This is a genomic window from Mesorhizobium sp. B2-8-1 (genome assembly GCF_006440955.1).
Taxonomy (GTDB): domain Bacteria; phylum Pseudomonadota; class Alphaproteobacteria; order Rhizobiales; family Rhizobiaceae; genus Mesorhizobium.
Map to the genome: position 1 here is coordinate 190,130 of NZ_VFTX01000005.1, position 16,798 is coordinate 206,927.

The 16,798-nt window shown below is 61.3% G+C and carries 15 protein-coding genes; 5 read left to right on the plus strand and 10 right to left on the minus strand.

Annotation, left to right across the window (positions count from 1 at the left end; genetic code table 11):
• The first annotated feature begins 44 nt into the window (after positions 1-44).
• The 3 genes from FJ428_RS15415 (at position 45) to FJ428_RS15425 (ending at position 6,460) form a co-directional block, all read left to right on the plus strand.
• On the plus strand, positions 45-2,603 hold the full coding sequence (locus tag FJ428_RS15415; RefSeq protein ID WP_140879654.1) for a cation-translocating P-type ATPase: 2,559 nt from the start codon (positions 45-47) through the stop codon (positions 2,601-2,603).
• A 173-nt stretch (positions 2,604-2,776) separates the two neighbouring features.
• Complete coding sequence (locus FJ428_RS15420) at positions 2,777-5,200, plus strand: phosphoketolase family protein (protein ID WP_140879655.1); 2,424 nt, start codon at positions 2,777-2,779, stop codon at positions 5,198-5,200.
• 51 nt (positions 5,201-5,251) lie between these two features.
• Positions 5,252-6,460 carry an acetate/propionate family kinase gene (locus tag FJ428_RS15425; RefSeq protein WP_140879656.1) on the plus strand — a complete coding sequence of 403 codons (1,209 nt, stop codon included), beginning with the start codon at positions 5,252-5,254 and terminating at the stop codon, positions 6,458-6,460.
• On the opposite strand, the gene FJ428_RS15430 is transcribed toward FJ428_RS15425, so the two are convergent.
• From FJ428_RS15430 to FJ428_RS15475, 10 genes are all read right to left on the minus strand, one after another.
• On the minus strand, positions 6,457-6,972 hold the full coding sequence (locus FJ428_RS15430; RefSeq protein WP_140879819.1) for a GNAT family N-acetyltransferase: 516 nt from the start codon (positions 6,970-6,972) through the stop codon (positions 6,457-6,459). The two genes, FJ428_RS15425 and FJ428_RS15430, sit on opposite strands and share 4 nt — an antisense overlap.
• A 69-nt stretch (positions 6,973-7,041) precedes the next feature.
• Complete coding sequence (locus FJ428_RS15435) at positions 7,042-7,689, minus strand: helix-turn-helix domain-containing protein (RefSeq protein WP_140561888.1); 648 nt, start codon at positions 7,687-7,689, stop codon at positions 7,042-7,044.
• A gap of 139 nt (positions 7,690-7,828) precedes the next feature.
• Positions 7,829-8,077: a hypothetical protein gene (locus FJ428_RS15440; protein WP_140879657.1), complete on the minus strand. Its 249-nt coding sequence runs from the start codon at positions 8,075-8,077 to the stop codon at positions 7,829-7,831.
• Between the two features lie 201 nt (positions 8,078-8,278).
• Complete coding sequence (locus FJ428_RS15445; RefSeq protein ID WP_224518955.1) at positions 8,279-9,196, minus strand: universal stress protein; 918 nt, start codon at positions 9,194-9,196, stop codon at positions 8,279-8,281.
• A 104-nt stretch (positions 9,197-9,300) separates the two neighbouring features.
• Positions 9,301-10,221, minus strand: coding sequence for a carbamate kinase (gene arcC, locus FJ428_RS15450; protein ID WP_140879658.1), 921 nt, complete (start codon positions 10,219-10,221; stop codon positions 9,301-9,303).
• A 1-nt stretch (position 10,222) separates the two neighbouring features.
• On the minus strand, positions 10,223-11,224 hold the full coding sequence (gene argF, locus FJ428_RS15455) for an ornithine carbamoyltransferase (RefSeq protein ID WP_140879659.1): 1,002 nt from the start codon (positions 11,222-11,224) through the stop codon (positions 10,223-10,225).
• 17 nt (positions 11,225-11,241) lie between these two features.
• Entirely contained in the window at positions 11,242-12,456 is a 1,215-nt protein-coding gene (locus FJ428_RS15460) for an arginine deiminase (protein WP_140879660.1), read from the minus strand.
• 13 nt (positions 12,457-12,469) lie between these two features.
• Complete coding sequence (arcD, locus tag FJ428_RS15465; protein WP_140561896.1) at positions 12,470-13,936, minus strand: arginine-ornithine antiporter; 1,467 nt, start codon at positions 13,934-13,936, stop codon at positions 12,470-12,472.
• A 221-nt stretch (positions 13,937-14,157) separates the two neighbouring features.
• Positions 14,158-14,688 (minus strand): cytochrome b/b6 domain-containing protein, encoded by a 531-nt coding sequence (locus FJ428_RS15470; RefSeq protein WP_140879821.1) that lies wholly within the window; start codon positions 14,686-14,688, stop codon positions 14,158-14,160.
• A gap of 43 nt (positions 14,689-14,731) precedes the next feature.
• Positions 14,732-15,010: a PepSY domain-containing protein gene (locus tag FJ428_RS15475; RefSeq protein ID WP_140561897.1), complete on the minus strand. Its 279-nt coding sequence runs from the start codon at positions 15,008-15,010 to the stop codon at positions 14,732-14,734.
• Between the two features lie 248 nt (positions 15,011-15,258).
• Here FJ428_RS15475 and FJ428_RS15480 point away from each other — a divergent pair, with 248 nt between their 5' ends.
• On the plus strand, positions 15,259-15,753 hold the full coding sequence (locus FJ428_RS15480) for a sulfocyanin-like copper-binding protein (protein ID WP_224518956.1): 495 nt from the start codon (positions 15,259-15,261) through the stop codon (positions 15,751-15,753).
• Between the two features lie 543 nt (positions 15,754-16,296).
• Entirely contained in the window at positions 16,297-16,731 is a 435-nt protein-coding gene (locus FJ428_RS15485; RefSeq protein ID WP_246675775.1) for a plastocyanin/azurin family copper-binding protein, read from the plus strand.
• Positions 16,732-16,798: the final 67 nt, after the last annotated feature.

Sequence of the window (16,798 nt, forward strand, 5' to 3'; positions counted from 1 at the left end):
GAAGGCGCACCCAAACAGTGCGCTGGAGATGGAAGAAAGCCAAAATGTCTCGAGCCACCTCATCGACCATTGCCTTGACCGGCCTCAGCGAAGCTGAGGCACAGGCTAGGCTTGTCACCGACGGGTTCAACGAGTTGCCCAGATCCAGCCGTCGGACGCCCTTGCGAATCGCTATCGAGGTCGTGCGAGAGCCGATGCTTGCCCTGCTGTTGGGTGGAGGCTGCGTCTATCTGCTTCTTGGCGATCTTCAGGAGGCGTTGATCCTGATTGCATTTGCCACCTTGTCGGTGGGGATTACCATCGTTCAGGAGGCGCGGACCGAGCGTGTTCTCGAGGCGTTGCGCGACCTGACAAGTCCGCGCGCCCTGGTAATACGCGATGGCGAACGCAGGCGGATTGCGGGTCGCGAGGTGGTGCGCGGCGATACGGTCGTGCTGGGCGAGGGGGATCGGATTCCGGCCGATATCTTGCTCATCCAGAGTCGAGATATCCAGACCGACGAGTCCTTGCTGACAGGAGAGTCCGTGCCGGTGCGAAAGATTGCTGCCGGGCAAGGCGATCTGCCAGCCGAATGCAGGCCCGGGGGTGATGACCTGCCTTTCGCATTTTCTGGATCACTCGTCGTTCGCGGTTCAGGCATCGGCGAAGTTCTGGCAACCGGGCCGCTCAGCCAAATCGGTGCGATCGGGCAATCGCTTAGCACCATGGAGACCGAAGCACCCCGCCTGCAGCGACAGACAAAACGCCTTGTCGCCATCTTCGCACTGGTCGGCGGCGCGGTCAGTGTTCTCGCGGTCGTGCTTTATGGCCTGCTGCGTGGCGGATGGCTCGATGCGGCGCTGGCCGGTATTGCGCTCGGCATGTCGATGCTGCCCGAGGAATTTCCCATGGTGCTGACAATCTTCATGGCCATGGGCGCATGGCGCATCTCGCAGGCGCGCGTGCTCACGCGTCGTGCAGCAGCGATCGAGACGCTTGGCTCGGCAACGGTCCTTTGCACCGACAAGACCGGAACGCTGACCGAGAACCGCATGACAATTGCAGAACTGAGAACGCCCGATGGCAAACTGTTTCGCCTGAACAACTCAAACACAGAGATGCCTGCGGCATTTGGGGAGTTGGTCGAGATCGGCGTGCTTGCCAGTGCCGAGATTCCCTTTGATCCGATGGAAAGGGCATTTCACAAACTCGCACAGGAGCGATTCCCCAAGCGCGCAGCCAGCACTGATCGCAAGCTGGCCCGCGCCTATGGGTTGCGCCCTGAACTGTTGGCAATGTCGAATGCCTGGCAATCGTCAGATGGAGGCGCCGACTGCCTGATCGCCGCCAAGGGTTCGCCGGAGGCCATCGCGGCACTCTGCCATCTCCCTGCGGATCGTGTCGATTCGGTCAAGGATGTTGTGGACGCCATGGCGATGGAAGGACTGCGCGTCCTGGGCGTTGCGGTTTCCAGCCATGCTGGCGATCAACTGCCGGACAAACAGACTGGTTTCGATTTCGAATTCATCGGCCTCGTCGGACTTGCCGATCCCCTGCGTTCAGGGGTTCCGGACGCGGTGAGCAATTGCCGCTCCGCCGGAATTAGAGTGATCATGATTACCGGGGACTATCCCGCGACCGCGAAAGCAATCGCCAGCCAGGCCGGGCTCGATTTCAACGATGTCGTCACCGGCGAAGAGCTCAAGACACTGGATGACGCTGCCCTGTCGGCGCGGGTGAGGACCGCAGCGGTGTTCGCGCGGATCATGCCCGAGCAGAAATTGGCAATCGTCAGAGCCTTGAAGGCCAATGGTGAGATTGTCGCCATGACTGGAGACGGCGTCAACGATGCTCCGTCGCTGAAAGCCGCAAACATTGGCATTGCCATGGGCGGTCGCGGCACGGATGTCGCGCGGGAGGCGTCGTCCATCGTCCTCCTCGACGACGACTTCGGGTCGATAGTCAAAGCCATCCGGCTGGGTCGCCGCATCTACGACAACTTGCGCAAGGCAATGGGCTTCATTCTTGCCGTGCACGTGCCGATCGCTGGGCTGGCCCTGCTTCCATTGCTGTTTGGGCTTCCTATCCTGTTCGGGCCAATCCACATTGCCTTTCTGGAGATGGTGATCGATCCGGTCTGCTCATTGGTCTTTGAAGCAGAAACAGAGGAAGACGACACGATGAGGCGTCCGCCGCGGAATCCGGAAGCTGCGCTCTTTTCGCGCTCGCTGATCGCGTGGAGCGTTGTGCAGGGCCTGCTGGCATTCGCGCTTGTCGCTGGCATCTTCCTCTTCGCCTTGCACTGGGGAATGCCGGAAAACGAGATTCGAGCCCTGACGTTCTTCTCGCTGGTGCTGACGATCGTTGGGCTGATTTTCGTCAACCGTACGTTCAGCGAGTTGCTGCTGATTGCGTTGTTCCGGCCAAATCGATCGCTTGCTTTTGTCGTCGTAGTGGTTGCGGCAGCGCTGGGCGGGACGCTTCTGTGGCCGCTCGCGAGTGATCTCTTCCAGTTCGGACCGCTGCATCTGGACGACCTCGCCGTGACGCTTGCGGCCGGATTGGCAGTGCTGGTCTGCCTTGAGTTCCTGAAACATTTCTGGCGGGAGCGGCTGAAAACCTGATCATTGATGCAAGCCTGACCGTGGTTCCGACCAGCGCGAACGCCCAGCTTGCGGAGTGCGCGCAGCGACGGTCGGGCCGAGCAGTGATGAACCGAAAGGCGAACGATGCGTTGGTGCCATGTCTGAGGCGCAATCCGCGGGCTTTCGCAAAATGAGCAACGGAGCCAAATCAGATGACCGAACATTCGGCAACATCAGTCAACACCAAACGGTTGTCCGAACAGGAGTTGCACGACATTGACGCCTATTGGCGAGCTGCGAACTATCTCACGATCGGCCAGATCTACCTGCTCGACAATCCGCTGCTGCGTGAACCGTTGCGGTTGGAGCACGTCAAGCCGCGTCTCCTCGGCCACTGGGGAACGTCGCCCGGCCTGAGCTTCATCTATGCGCACCTCAATCGCGCGATCCGGCTCAGGGACGCAGATGTGATCTATGTCTGCGGCCCCGGCCATGGCGGCCCGGCAATGGTGGCGAATACCTATCTGGAAGGCACCTACAGCGAGCTCAATCCCGACATTGCGATGGACGAGCAGGGGATGCGCAAGCTGTTCCGGCAGTTTTCGTTTCCCGGCGGTATCCCGAGCCATGCAGCACCAGATGTGCCCGGCTCGATCCATGAGGGTGGCGAGTTAGGCTATTCGCTGTCGCACGCATATGGCGCAGCCTTTGACAATCCGGATCTTGTGGTTGCCTGCGTCGTCGGCGACGGCGAGGCTGAAACGGGGCCGCTGGCAGCCGCGTGGCATTCCAACAAATTCCTCAACCCCGCGCGCGACGGGGCGGTGCTGCCGATCCTGCATCTGAACGGCTACAAGATCGCCAATCCAACTATTCTGGGCCGCATTCCCGAAGACGAATTGCGCGCGCTGTTTGCCGGCTACGGCTATGAGCCGCTGTTCGTGGAAGGCCACGAACCTGCCCTGATGCATGAGCGCATGGCGAGCGTGCTCGACGATGCGCTAGACCGCATCCGCGCGATCCAGCAAGCCTCGCGCGCTGGCTCGGCGTCGCCGACGTCGCGACCAATATGGCCGATGATCGTGCTGCGCAGCCCCAAGGGCTGGACGGGACCGAAAGAGGTCGACGGTCTGAAGACAGAGGGCTTCTGGCGCTCGCACCAGGTTCCCTTGTCAGGCCTTGCGGAAAACCCCGCCCATCTCAAGCTGCTCGAGGAGTGGCTGAAAAGCTACCGGCCCGAGGAACTGTTCGACGCCGCCGGCGCTCCTGTCGCCGCGATCCGTGCCACGGCACCCCAGGCGACACGGCGCATGAGCGCCAACCCTCATGCCAATGGCGGCCTGCTGCGCAGGTCTCTCGAACTGCCCGGGTTGCATGACCACGCCATTGCGGTAGAGCGCCCCGGCGGCGTCAAAGCCGAGTCGACGCGGGTCATGGGCAGTTTCCTGCGTGATGTCATGCAGTTAAACGAGGCCTCGAAAAACTTCCGGATCGTCGGCCCGGACGAGACTGCTTCGAACCGCCTTCAGGACGTGTTTGAAGTGACCGAGCGTGGCTGGATGGAGAAGATGCTGCCCGAAGACGTTCATCTGGGGCGCGATGGCCGGGTTCTCGAAATCCTCTCCGAGCACACCTGCCAGGGCTGGCTGGAAGGCTACCTGCTAACCGGGCGCCATGGTCTGTTTTCCTGCTACGAGGCGTTCATCCACATCGTCGATTCCATGCTCAATCAGCACGCGAAATGGCTCGATGCCTGCCGCGACATCCCCTGGCGGCGGCCGATCGCATCGCTGAATTATCTGTTGTCTAGCCATGTCTGGCATCAGGAACACAACGGCTTCAGCCATCAGGACCCTGGCTTCATCGACGTCGCCCTCAACAAGAAGGCCGACATCGTGCGGGTCTACCTGCCACCGGACGCCAACACCTTGCTGTGCGTGACCGACCATGTGCTGCAGACATGGAACCGCATCAACGTCATCGTCGCCGGCAAACCGCCGTCATGGCAGTGGCTGTCGATGGACAGGGCAATTGTTCACTGCCGGGCAGGGATCGGCATCTGGGACTGGGCGTCAACCGACGATGGGGCTGAGCCCGACGTCGTGATGGCTTGCGCTGGCGACGTCCCGACCCTCGAAACGCTGGCCGCAGTGCAGATCCTCAGGCAACAGGTTGCCGATCTCAGGATCAGGGTGGTCAATATCGTCGACCTGATGACTCTCCAGCCAAAGGAATATCATCCGCACGGTCTTTCGGATCGTGAGTTCGATGCGCTGTTCACCACCGACAAGCCGGTCATCTTCGCATATCACGGCTATCCCTGGACAATCCATCGCCTGACCTATCGTCGCACCAACCATGACAACATCCATGTGCGCGGCTACAACGAGGAGGGCACGACCACGACACCTTTCGATATGACGGTGCTGAACGGTCTCGACCGGTTTCATATCGTCCAAAGCGTCGTAGATTGGGTTCCGCGACTGAAGAGCATGCAGGTCGGCATCAAGCAGGCGATGGACAGCAAGCTGCTTGAACATCGAGCGTATATTCGCGCCCATGGGCAGGATATGCCGGAGATCCTTGAGTGGAAGTGGGAACAGGATGCCGATGCGGGGCCGAAGCGTCCGGATTGAACGGATGCCCGTTCGCAGGCGCATAGCTGCGGCAACATATCGGACGGCTTCATGACCGATGCGATCCTTGTCCTGAACGGTGGTTCTTCGAGCTTGAAGTTCGCCGTCTTCGAGCGACGAGGCGAGCTCCTGGTGCTGCTGCGCGGCAATGTCTCCTCTCTCGGTCAACAACCGCGGCTGCGGGCCGAGGCCGCGGCCGGCAGGTCCAAGATCGACAAGAGCCTGGGCGAAGCACCGATCGCTATGGGCAAGGCGTTCGCGGCGGTTGCATCCGTGCTCGCCGAAAACGATCTCCTGCGCCGCATCGACAGGGTAGGGCACAGGATCGTTCACGGTGGGCGTGACTTCACCGAAGCGACGCTGCTCGACGAACGCACGCTCAAAGCGCTGCGCCTGCTAGAGTCGCTGGCGCCCATCCATCAGCGGATCAATCTCGAGATTGTCGCACTGGCTGCTGAACTCTTGCCGCAGGCCCTCCAGATCGGGTGCTTTGACACAGCGTTTCATTCGACCAGGCCGGAGCTCGCCAAAATCTACGGGCTGCCGCGCGCGATGACTGACGCGGGCATCGTTTCCTACGGCTTTCATGGGTTGTCCTACAGTTATGTTGCTTCGAAACTGCGTGACCGATACGGCGCGCGCGCCGGCGGTCGGGCGATCGTCGCCCATCTCGGCAGCGGCGCCAGCCTGTGCGCCATGGATGCCGGACGAAGCATCGCCACGACGATGGGGTTTTCGACCCTGGACGGTCTGGTGATGAGCACGCGTTGCGGCGCACTTGACCCGGGGGTCATCCTTCACTTGCTGCAGGAACGGCGACTATCCGGGGACGAACTGGTCACGCTTCTTTACGAGCAATCCGGCCTGCTCGGTGTGTCTGGAATATCTGGGGATATGCGGACCCTGATCGGCTCAGACGACCCTGCCGCCGCCGAGGCTGTCGATCTCTTCGTTTATCGGATCGGACGCGAGATAGGATCGCTGGCCGCTGCCATGGGGGGACTGGACACGCTTGTGTTCACTGCCGGCATTGGCGAAAACGCGGCGTTGATCCGGGAAAGGATCAGCGCCGCCGCGGCCTGGCTCGGAGTCGGTCTCGACGAAGAGCGAAACCGGGAAGGCGACGAGGTGGTCAGCGCCACGAATTCCCGCGTCGATGTCCTTGTCATTCCAGCGGATGAAGAAAGAGCTGTGGCCAGCGAGATACTCGACTTTCGACCTGCGCGCGCGAAACGGCCCGGGAGGGAGCGCGGTAGCTAAGCGGCTGATCGCGCCCCCAGCTCTCGCCGAACCAGGACCAGCGTCGCATCGTCGGGATCGGTCGTGACGCTGAAACCCATGTCGCGCTCGACCTCGATCGCAGCACGGTTTTCACGGCTCTCGATCGACTCGATGGCCTTGAGGCCGAGGCCCTCGGCGTATTTCGCAATATCGGCGAGCAGCTCCCAGCCAACGCCCAGATGCTTGCGATCCTGGCGAATGCAGATCGCGACCTCGCCGTTTCGATCGGCTCGATCGCTTGCCAGTGTCGCAACCGCGATCAGCATACCGTCGATTGAGAATGCTAGAAAATTATGGATATGGGCGTCGTCTGAGCGTGTCATCGCGACCAGCCGTTCATGCGAGACTTCCTTCACAGCGCCGAGAAAGCGGAAGCGCAGGTCGTCCGCGGTCACATGAGTGAAGAACTCGGCCAGCGTTGGCTCATCCTCAGGGCGCGCGCGGCGCACTTCGAAGCGAAAGCCGGTATGGGTTGTAAGTGTGTTGTCCATCGTCATCTGGTCCTTGAACTGGGGCAGATTCTTCGGCGTCATTGTCGTCTCTTGCGCAGGCAGGCGCCTCTATTCGCTCATGCAGTGGAGCGCGTCATGCTTAACGATTTCGATGCTGCGCAGGTTGAGGAGGCGAATGACGCCCTTGTCCTTCAGCCGGGTGAAGACCCGCGAGACGGTCTCGATGGTCAGGCCGAGATAGTCGCCGATGTCCATGCGCGACATTGGCAGCTCGACCTGCCGCAAGCCGCCCTGCCGCTCGGCCATATCCACCAGGAAAGCGGCGACGCGTTCGATGGCGTTCTGGCGGCCGAGGACCAGGAGGTGCTCCTGCGCCCTCGTCAGACCCTTGAGCGCCAAGGGCAGTAGCTGATGGGACATGTCCGCTCCAGCGCTAAAGCGGAACGAGCGTACCCCGGTGGCATTGATCGCCTCGGCGAAGAAATGATGCTTCGTGTCGGCTTCGAAGCCGAAAGTCTCTCCGGCGAGGTGGAAGGCGCTGATCTGTCGGCGGCCGTCCGCGAGCAGGCGGTAGATGCGCACGGCGCCGAATTCGACCTGGTAGAAAGCGCCGGCTTTCTCGCCTTGAGCATAGATCTCCGAACCGGCGGGAAAGAAGCTGACCGGCTGTTGCGTTTCCGAGCCGAAGGCCGCTGGCAGGCTTGACTGAGCAGGTTGCGACGGCAATGAAATTCTGGAAGCGGTGTAGGCGTGCATGGCTGTTTTCCCGGTTGTTCCGTGACACAGCAATCGCGCGAATCCGCAGGTCGCGAAATTCGGTTTTATCCCTACGGGAAACTACCTAGTCGCGAGGATTGTTGATCCACATCAAGTGGTCACACGGTCCGGCGTGGCCCTAGGAGAGCGTGCCATCGCGGTGGAATGGCTGAACATGACTGGTGGGCGCCGAATTTGCCAGGGCGTCTGCCGTCGTGCGTTTGTACACACGGCGTATGACAAAGGCGAAGTATCCGATCTGCAGAATGAGCAGGTTGACAATCGTCCAGCCTGCCGCGCTCCAGACTGAACCTGTTGCCGCGTAGGCCCACAGACCCACGATACCCGACGTCAAAAACATTCCGACCAGGAATTGCGGAAGATACATCGCTGCCCACCCAGCCATTTCGATGCAAGATTTCGAAACGACTCCCTATTGCTATCGCCCAAAGCGTAAGCGACCGGCGCGCCTGGCCACCGTTGCGGCCAGATCGATGCCAACGTCGATCTTGTCCGTTCGCTTTGCCATCCCTGGACTTCCGACCGCTTTCGCCTCGACTCTGCGTCGTATCGCTTCCTGCCCAGTGGCTCAGTTCGAGAGCAGCCGGTTAATCGCCCCTTGCTTCAGCAAGGAGCGGGTCATACCGCCAAACGCCCATTCGCGGATACGGCTGTGGCCGTAGCCGCCCGCGACCACAAGGTCGGCACCCATCGCCCGGGCGACTTCGGACACGGCTTCGCAAGCGTCCGCTTGGCCGACGTCCAGAACCTCCGATCTTGCCTTGACGCCATGTCTCATCAGGAAGCGGAGCACATCCCCGACACTTTCGCGTGCGCTTCTCTGGTTTTGCTCCTCGATCGTCGCCACAAGGACATGTTGTGCACCGGTCAAAAAGGGCATTGCATCGGTGACCGCGCGCCGCGCCTCGCGGGTATCCTTCCAAGCCACCAGAACATTTTCGGAGTTAAGCGGTGCAGCCTTGTCAGCCGCAAGCAACACGGGCCGTCCGGCCGACAGCACCAACGTTCCGACATCGACCATCCGGTGGCGGTCGCTGGGAACGCCCCGTTCGGGAGCCCCGGTCACGATGAGGTCGGCGGCGCGCGCATGCATTGCGAGCAGACGTGTTGGATCACCGATCTCCTCGCGCCAGAAGGCATCGTGTCCGACGACGACACTTAGGAATTCTTCCTTCAGAATCTTCAGGCGATCCTCGATATCCGTGCGGCGTTGCCGCATGATTTCGGCTGCCGCCGCGCCGCCATCGTCGCCTGGAACAAACACGTATGAATCGGCCGCCGCAAAACCGATCAGGGTAGCTTCGAAGCGTCGCGCCAACTCAAGCGCATAGGTCGTTCGCGGAGCTGCCGGGGAATCGACGTCGAGTTGAACCATGATGGTGTTAAAGGTCATTGCCGTGCCTCCGATGAGATTTATCGCAGGATCGCCGGAGCTGCGACCTTGCGCCTTGATACGCATCAAAGCCTGCATATCTTGCCAATCCATCAGGCCACATCGTCATGGACCGCGGCACCGCCGGGATGGTCCGAAGCGAAGCCTGATACCCACACCACCCACGGCACTATGCGGCCACACGGCTTTGAAACGCATCAATCCACGCTCCAGCTGGCTTCGAACCAGGTGCCGCGCTCGCCCGTCACAATCTCGACGGCGTCATCGAGCTTGCCGATTGCAGCGGGCTTGCCTGTCGCTTCAATGAATTCGATTGCAGCGCTGACCTTCGGTCCCATGGAGCCGGCCGGAAAATTCTTCCCGGATAACTCCTTGGGGGTCACGCGCCGAAGCGCCCGAGCGGCTGCTGTTCCGTAGTCGACATAGACGGCGTCGACATCGGTCAACAGGAGCAGTATGTCAGCCTTCAACTGGCGGGCAAGAAGCGAGCTTGCCAGGTCCTTGTCGATGACTGCTTCGACGCCGCAAAGCGTGCCGTCGTCCTGGGCAATCACCGGAATACCGCCGCCGCCGGTGCAGATGACGATCACGCCGCGCTCGACCAGGAACGAGATTACAGACGCTTCCAGGATTTCCAGCGGCATGGGTGAGGGCACGACACGGCGCCATTGGTCGCCATCGGGCGCTATCTGCCAGCCGCGCTCGCTGGCAAGCCTATGTGCGGTTGCCTCGTCGTAGACCGGGCCGATAGGCTTCGTCGGGTGAGCGAAAGCCGGATCGTGCGGGTCGACCTTCACCTGTGTCAGCAGGGTAGCAAAAAGCTTCTTTTTGAGGAGGTTGCCGAGTTCCTGTTCAATGACGTAGCCGATCATCCCTGCGCTTTCGGCGCCAAGCACGTCGAGTGGAAATGTGCGGCCATCCGAAGTCGCCGCTGCCTGCAGGGCCAGAAGTCCTACCTGCGGACCGTTGCCGTGAGTGACTACAATCGAGTGCCCTGCGTCGACCAGATTCGCCAATACAGCCGCGGCGCGCACGATGTTGGCGCGCTGGTTACCGGCTGTCATCGGTTCTCCACGGCGCAGCAATGCGTTTCCGCCGAGCGCAACAACGATGAGCATCTCAGTTGCCGATTGTTGCCACAAGCAGGGCCTTGATCGTGTGCATCCGATTTTCGGCCTGGTCGAAGACGATGGACGCAGCCGACTCGAAAACCTCGTCAGTGACCTCCATGCAGTCGATACCGTATTCCTTCGCAACGAAGGCGCCGATCTCGGTCTCTGTGTCGTGGAACGCCGGCAGGCAATGCATGAATTTGACGTGAGGGTTGCCGGCGGCAGCCATCACTTCGCTGGTCACGCGGTAGCGCGTCAAAAGACGAATACGCTCGGCCCAGCCCGATTTGTCTTCGCCCATCGACATCCACACATCGGTGTAGACAAAGTCGGCGTCCTGGACGCAGCTCGTGACGTCCTCGTCGAGCCGGAAGCGGCCGCCGCTGCGTTCCGCCAGGTCCCTGACATGAGCGCAGAACTCCTCGTCCGGCCAGAGTTCCTTTGGCGAGGCGATGCGCATGTCGATGCCGACCTTGGCTGCTCCCAGGGCGAGGGACAGCGCGACATTGTCCCGGCCCTCACCGACGAAGGTGACGGTCATGTCCGAAAGATGCTTGTGGGTGAATTCCCGCATGGTCATGAAATCGGCGAGGATCTGCGTCGGATGCGCCTCGTCGGTAAGGCCGTTGTAGACCGGCACGCCGGCATATGTGGCCAGCAATTCAGCCTGGTGCTGGCCAAAGCCGCGATACTCGATCGCGTCATACATGCGGCCGAGCACGCGAGCGGTGTCCTTCATGGATTCCTTGTGGCCGATATGGCTGCCGGTAGGGCCGAAATAGGTGACGTGCGCGCCCTGGTCATAGGCCGCAACTTCGAATCCCGTGCGAGTGCGCGTCGAATCCTTTTCGAAGATCAGAGCGACGTTCTTTCTGACAAGACGCGGGATCTCGTGACCGGCGAGCTTTGCGGCCTTGAGGTCGGCGGCCAGCTTGAGAAGAAAGCGGATCTCGTCTGCGGTGAGATCGTCCAGGGTCAGGACGGAACGGCCATGAAGGTTGATCGACATCGGGATTTCCTTTCGGGTCAAATCGGGTCGCGGGCAATCGGGCAGGTCATGCAATGCCCGCCGCCGCGGCCGCGGCTGAGTTCGGCGCCTTCGACCGTGATCACTTCAATCCCGGCGCGGCGCAGCAGCGTGTTGGTATAGACATTACGGTCGTAGCCGATGACCACGCCGGGCTCGACCGCAACGACATTGTTGCCGTCATCCCATTGCTCGCGCTCGGCCTCGTAGCGGTCGCCGCCAGTGGCGATGATCCGCAGTGATTTCAGTCCAAGGCCTTCGGCAACCACAGCCGTGAACGGCTTTGTCTCATCGGTGACCTCGACCGACGCCTCGCCATCGCCCGGCCGCAGCGAGAACGTGCGCAGCCGGTCGACCACCGGCGGATAGAGGGTGACCAGGTCGCGGTCGCAGAAGGTGAAGACGGTGTCGAGATGCATGAAACTGCGGTCCCGCGGCATCAAGGCGGCAATCACGCGGGTCGCCTCACCAGCCGCGAACAGGTTGCGGGCGAGGTCGCCCACGGCCTGGGGCGTGGTGCGCTCTCCCATGCCGACGAGAACTGTTCCACCACCGATCGGCATCACATCGCCGCCCTCCAGGCTCGTGCCCGTTCCTGCATCCGGCGAAACAAAGGGAATGCCGCTGTCGCGAAAGTGGGGATGGAAACGGTAGACGGCTTCGACATTGGCTGCTTCCGGGCGTCTGGCGGGCCAGTACATGGAATTGACGGACACCGAGCCGTAGATCCAGCAGGAACTGTCACGGGTGAACAGCTGGTTCGGCAGCGGCGGCAACACGAAATCCTGGGGGGCAAGCGTCCTTCCCGTCAGGCCTTTGGGTTCGAAAGGAAGCTCGGCGCGGGCAATGCCCCCGACAAGGTAAGACGACAATTGCTCTGACGGCATCTCGTTGAGCCATCCGCGCAGCTCGTCGACCATGTCGAGCCCCACGACGCCGGGATGAACCCGGCGGTCGAGAAGCCAGTCGCGAGCCTTGGCCAGGCTCATTGTCTCAGCCAGGAGCTCCCCGAAGGAATGGACCAGGACACCGCGTTCACGCAATGCATCGACAAAGACATCGTGTTCCTGGCGAGCCCGCTTGACCCACAGCACGTCGTCGAAAAGCAGCGCCTTGCAGTTTTCCGGTGTCAGCCTGCGCAGGCTGAGATCCGGACGATGGACCATGACCTCGCGCAGACGGCCGACTTCGGAGTGGACACCCAGCTTCGTCATCGTGCCAATCCCTTCACAGCGGGCTGACGGCGCCGGTCCACATCTCGTAAACGGCGAGGATGGCGACGGCGACAAGGGCTGCGGCGAGCACTGCTTCGACAGGATGGAACACGCGCTGGTTAGTTTCGCGGCGAGCCCAGACGTAGAAGATGATGCCGGGCGCATAGAGGATAGCGCACATGAACAGGTAGGCAGGTCCGGCCGCATAGACGAGCCACAGCCCGTAGACCGTTGCCAGCAACCCCGCAAAAAGCGGTCCGGCGCGCTGCTCGCCACTCGCGTAGCTCTCGCCGGTCAGCGCGAGCTTGGCCGCGTAAGCTCCAGAAAAGATGTAAGGAACCAGAATCGCGGCCGACGCGATGTAGAACAGCGCCTGGTAGGTGCTCTGTGCGAAAAGCGTGATCACCAGGAAGGCCTGGACGAGCAGGTTGGTGATCAGAAGCGAGATCGACGGTACACCGCGCTCGCTTTCGAGGCCGAAGAATTTCGGCATCGTCCCGTCCTTGGCGGCGACATGCGGAATTTCGGCGGCGAGCAGCGTCCAGCTCAGGAAGGCGCCGATCACGGACACGACCAGCGCGATGTTGATCAGGATGGCACCCCAGGGACCCACCACCGCCTCAAGCACACCAGCCATGGACGGGTTCTTCAGCGCGGCAAGCTCAGGCTGGCTAAGAATGCCGAGCGACAGCAGCGACACCAGGGCGTAGAGCGCGAGGCAGGTGAAGAAGCCAAGAACTGTCGCCGTGGCGATGTCCTTGCGGCGCTCGGCACGGCCGGAAAAGACGCTGGCGCCTTCGATGCCGATGAACACCCACAGGGTCACCAGCATGGTGCTTTTCACCTGCGCGGTGATAGAGCCGAGACTGGCGTTGCCCAAACCGTTGAAGTCAAGCGACCAGACCTGCAATTTGAAGGCGACGGCAACAACCCCGACGAACAGGACGATCGGAGCAATCTTTGCAACCGTGACGATGAGGTTCACAACGGCGGCCTGCCGGATGCCGGCAAGAACCAGGATGTGGATCAGCCACAGCAGGACTGATGCGCCGAGCACCGCCTGCCAGGTGTTTCCATCGCCAAAAGCCGGAAAGAAATAAGACAGGGCGCTGAACACGATCACCGCGTAGGAAACGTTGCCGACCCAGGCGCTGATCCAGTAGCCCCAGGCGCTGTTGAAGCCGATGAAGGGGCCGAAGCCGGCCTTGGCGTAGGCATAGGGCCCGGCGTCGAGCTCGGGCTTGCGGGTCGCAAGCGATTGGTAGACGAAAACCAGCGCCAGCATGCCGACCGCGGTGATGGCCCAGCCAATCAGGATTGCGAGGGGACCGGCACCTGCCGCCATGTTCTGCGGCAGGCTGAACACGCCGGAGCCGACCATGGAACCGATCACCAATGCGGTCAGGGAACCCAGTCGAAGTTTCGTTGGCGCCGCTGTCGCGACTTTCGGGACAGGGATGTTGAAATCAGCCGTAGTCATGATGCTCTCCCCAATTTGAAGGCTCTGATGGGAGGCAGTGAACAGGAAGAAAGGGCCGGCAGCTTTGATGCGGGTCAATAACCGTTTTCTGTACGGGGGCACTCGGGCGCTGTTTCTGGCTTTGGATTGCTGGACCAAAGTCGCTCGGACCTGCGCTCCACTTGCACCTCTCGAGATCCGTCGAGGGCGCGAATCGGATTTGGTGCATTGACAGGTCGTCGTCAGGCGATGTCCGCCGGCTTGGCTTTGCGTTTTCGCCCCGTGATCATGGCCCGTACCAGGTTTTCGCGATGGCGAAAGCTTGCCAGCGCAACGCCGCCTATATGGAAAAGGACCAGCACAAGTAAGCCGTGCGCGCTTAGGCTGTGTGCCGTTTCGACCCACGACACGCCGAAATAGGCGTCCGTCGTCATCAGCCAGCCCGTCAACGCAGTTGAAGCCATCGCGGCGATCAACACGACCACCATCGCGCCGCCAGCCGGATTGTGGCCGATATAGCGGGCTTCGCGACCGCTCAGTATTGCCCAGAGATAGCGCAGCACCGTCGCCGGATCGCGCACGAATTGAGAGAACCGGGCATAGGGCGTACCTAGGACGCCCCACAAGAGCCGCATAGCGACCAGTGCTGCGGCGACGTAGCCGGCCCAATGGTGAATGTCCTCTGAGGAATGGGAGGTGAGCCAGGCTGTGACGAAGCTGAGCACCAGCGCCCAGTGGAAACTCCTTACGACCCGGTCCCAGACGCGCACCATCTCTTGAGATGGTTGCGCGTCCGTGGCAATCGAAACGTTCGGATCAATTTTCGCCGGCTTCGGCATTGTCGAGCTTTTCAAGGGTCTCGGCATTGTAAGCCAGGTTCACCTTCTTGCCGGCCTTGTCGACCGCATAGACTTCATAGCAGCCCTTCTCGACCTTGATCTGGCGGACGGTGAGGCCTTCGCCGGTCAACTGCGCCTCCAGCGTTGCCTTGGGCTTGAACTGCGATTTCGGGGCGGTGCTGCAGCTGCCGCCGGCGGCGAGGGCCGGTCCTGCAACCATGCCGGCGAGAGCGGCGAGAACGAGTGTGCGATACATGATGGCTCCATTCGGGAGGTTGGGCGCGAATGTTGCGCCTGCGGTTGGGACGTCGATCGTTCGTGTCAGACGGCGATTCCACCGTCATTGGTGCGACATAGCCAATTCAACCTGACAACTGGCTGACAGCTGCATGGTGGGGTTCGCGCCGGACAGTTTGATTTGGCGCAAGGACGGCGGGTGACCCCGCGAGCAGGATGACGGTCGGGACGTAGAGCGCTTCTGCTGCCGTCCTGAAGGAGATCGCCATGAAAACCATATCGAGGGGAGCATTCGGGCTTGCCGCCGCGATGCTTATGGCCGGCGGAGCCGGCGCCGTCCAGGCTGCTTCGCCTGTCCAGATCTCGCTGTGGGACAAGGGCGCGAGTATGGAGATGCCGATGGGGCTCGCCTATGCGGCGCCCGGACTCGATCTCGCTAAGGCGACCATGGGCATCAAGGCTTTGCCCGGTGCTGTGAAGGCCGGGGAGGTCACATTCAATGTGAAAAATGACTCCAAGGACACCGTCCACGAAATGATCGTGATGTACCTTGCCGAACCCGGCAAGCCGCTTCCTTACCTTGAGGCCGAGAACCGGGTCGACGAAGACAAGGCCGGCGACAAGGGCGAGGTGTCGGAGCTCGATCCCGGCAAATCAGGCACCCTGACCGTCGAGCTAAGAGCTGGAAAATATCTGCTTATCTGCAACGTGCCAGGTCACTATGGGGCGGGCATGTGGGCTGAATTCACCGTCGATCCATAGGCCCTGAACCAGGCTGCCCTACCTAAGACTGTCGCAGTCTCACAAGGTTGCCGGAATCGCCAGTCTTGTCGCTTTGGCCGCCGCACAACAGCAAGGTTACCCCCTGGAGGCAAGGTCAACACATGATACGTGACCGTCTTAAGCCTCGCGATCATCGAGGATGCGAACCGGGCTTGGTGCGCTGGCAGATCGTCAGGCGATGTCCATCGGCTCGGCTTTGCGTTTTCGCCCCCATGATCATGACTCGGACCAGGCCTTCGCGATGGCGAGGGCTTGCCAGCGCGAGGCCACCCGGCAAACAGCGCAAGGTAACGACGATGCAACGGAGCGACCGGTGAGGCCGCTTTGGCCATGTTTGGTGAAGGTGATGCCTCATCCTTGGTCCCTGCCTCCGCTGTCAGCGCGTTGTCAGCTTGGCTGTTTTAGCCGGGTGCCGCGACCATGAATGATTCCCCAAACGCGCTTGTGGGGTCGCCGCAAGCGATCAGGAGCCTTTCGAACATGCAGCCTTTCAAGACCGGACTGGTCCTCGTTCTCCTAGCCGTGTCGGCACCCGCCTTTGCCAACGCGATCGTAAACGTCAAGCTATGGGACAAGGACGGCGTCGCGAACCCCGACGCAAAGATGGGAATGGGCATGCCGGCAAACATGAGCATGGCAACGATGAGGATCAAGCTGGATCAAACCGTCGTGCCCGCGGGCAAGGTGACCTTCGAGGTTCAAAACAGCTCCAAGGACGCGGTCCACGAAATGATTGTGGTGCCGGTGACCGATGTCAAAAAGACCACGCTGCCCTATGTAGCAAATGAAAATCGCGTCAACGAGGATGCGGCAGGCCATCTCGGCGAGGTCTCTGAACTCGATCCAGGCAAAACCGGATCGCTGACGCTCGACCTCAAGCCCGGAAACTATGCCGTCTTTTGCAACATTCCCGGCCATTTCATGAACGGAATGTGGGCAACAATCCTGGTCAAATAGGCCGTGGTTTGATGAGGCACCCGCCGCGCCAAAGGGGCGGCGGTTTTTTTTGGTTTCGTATTCGTCG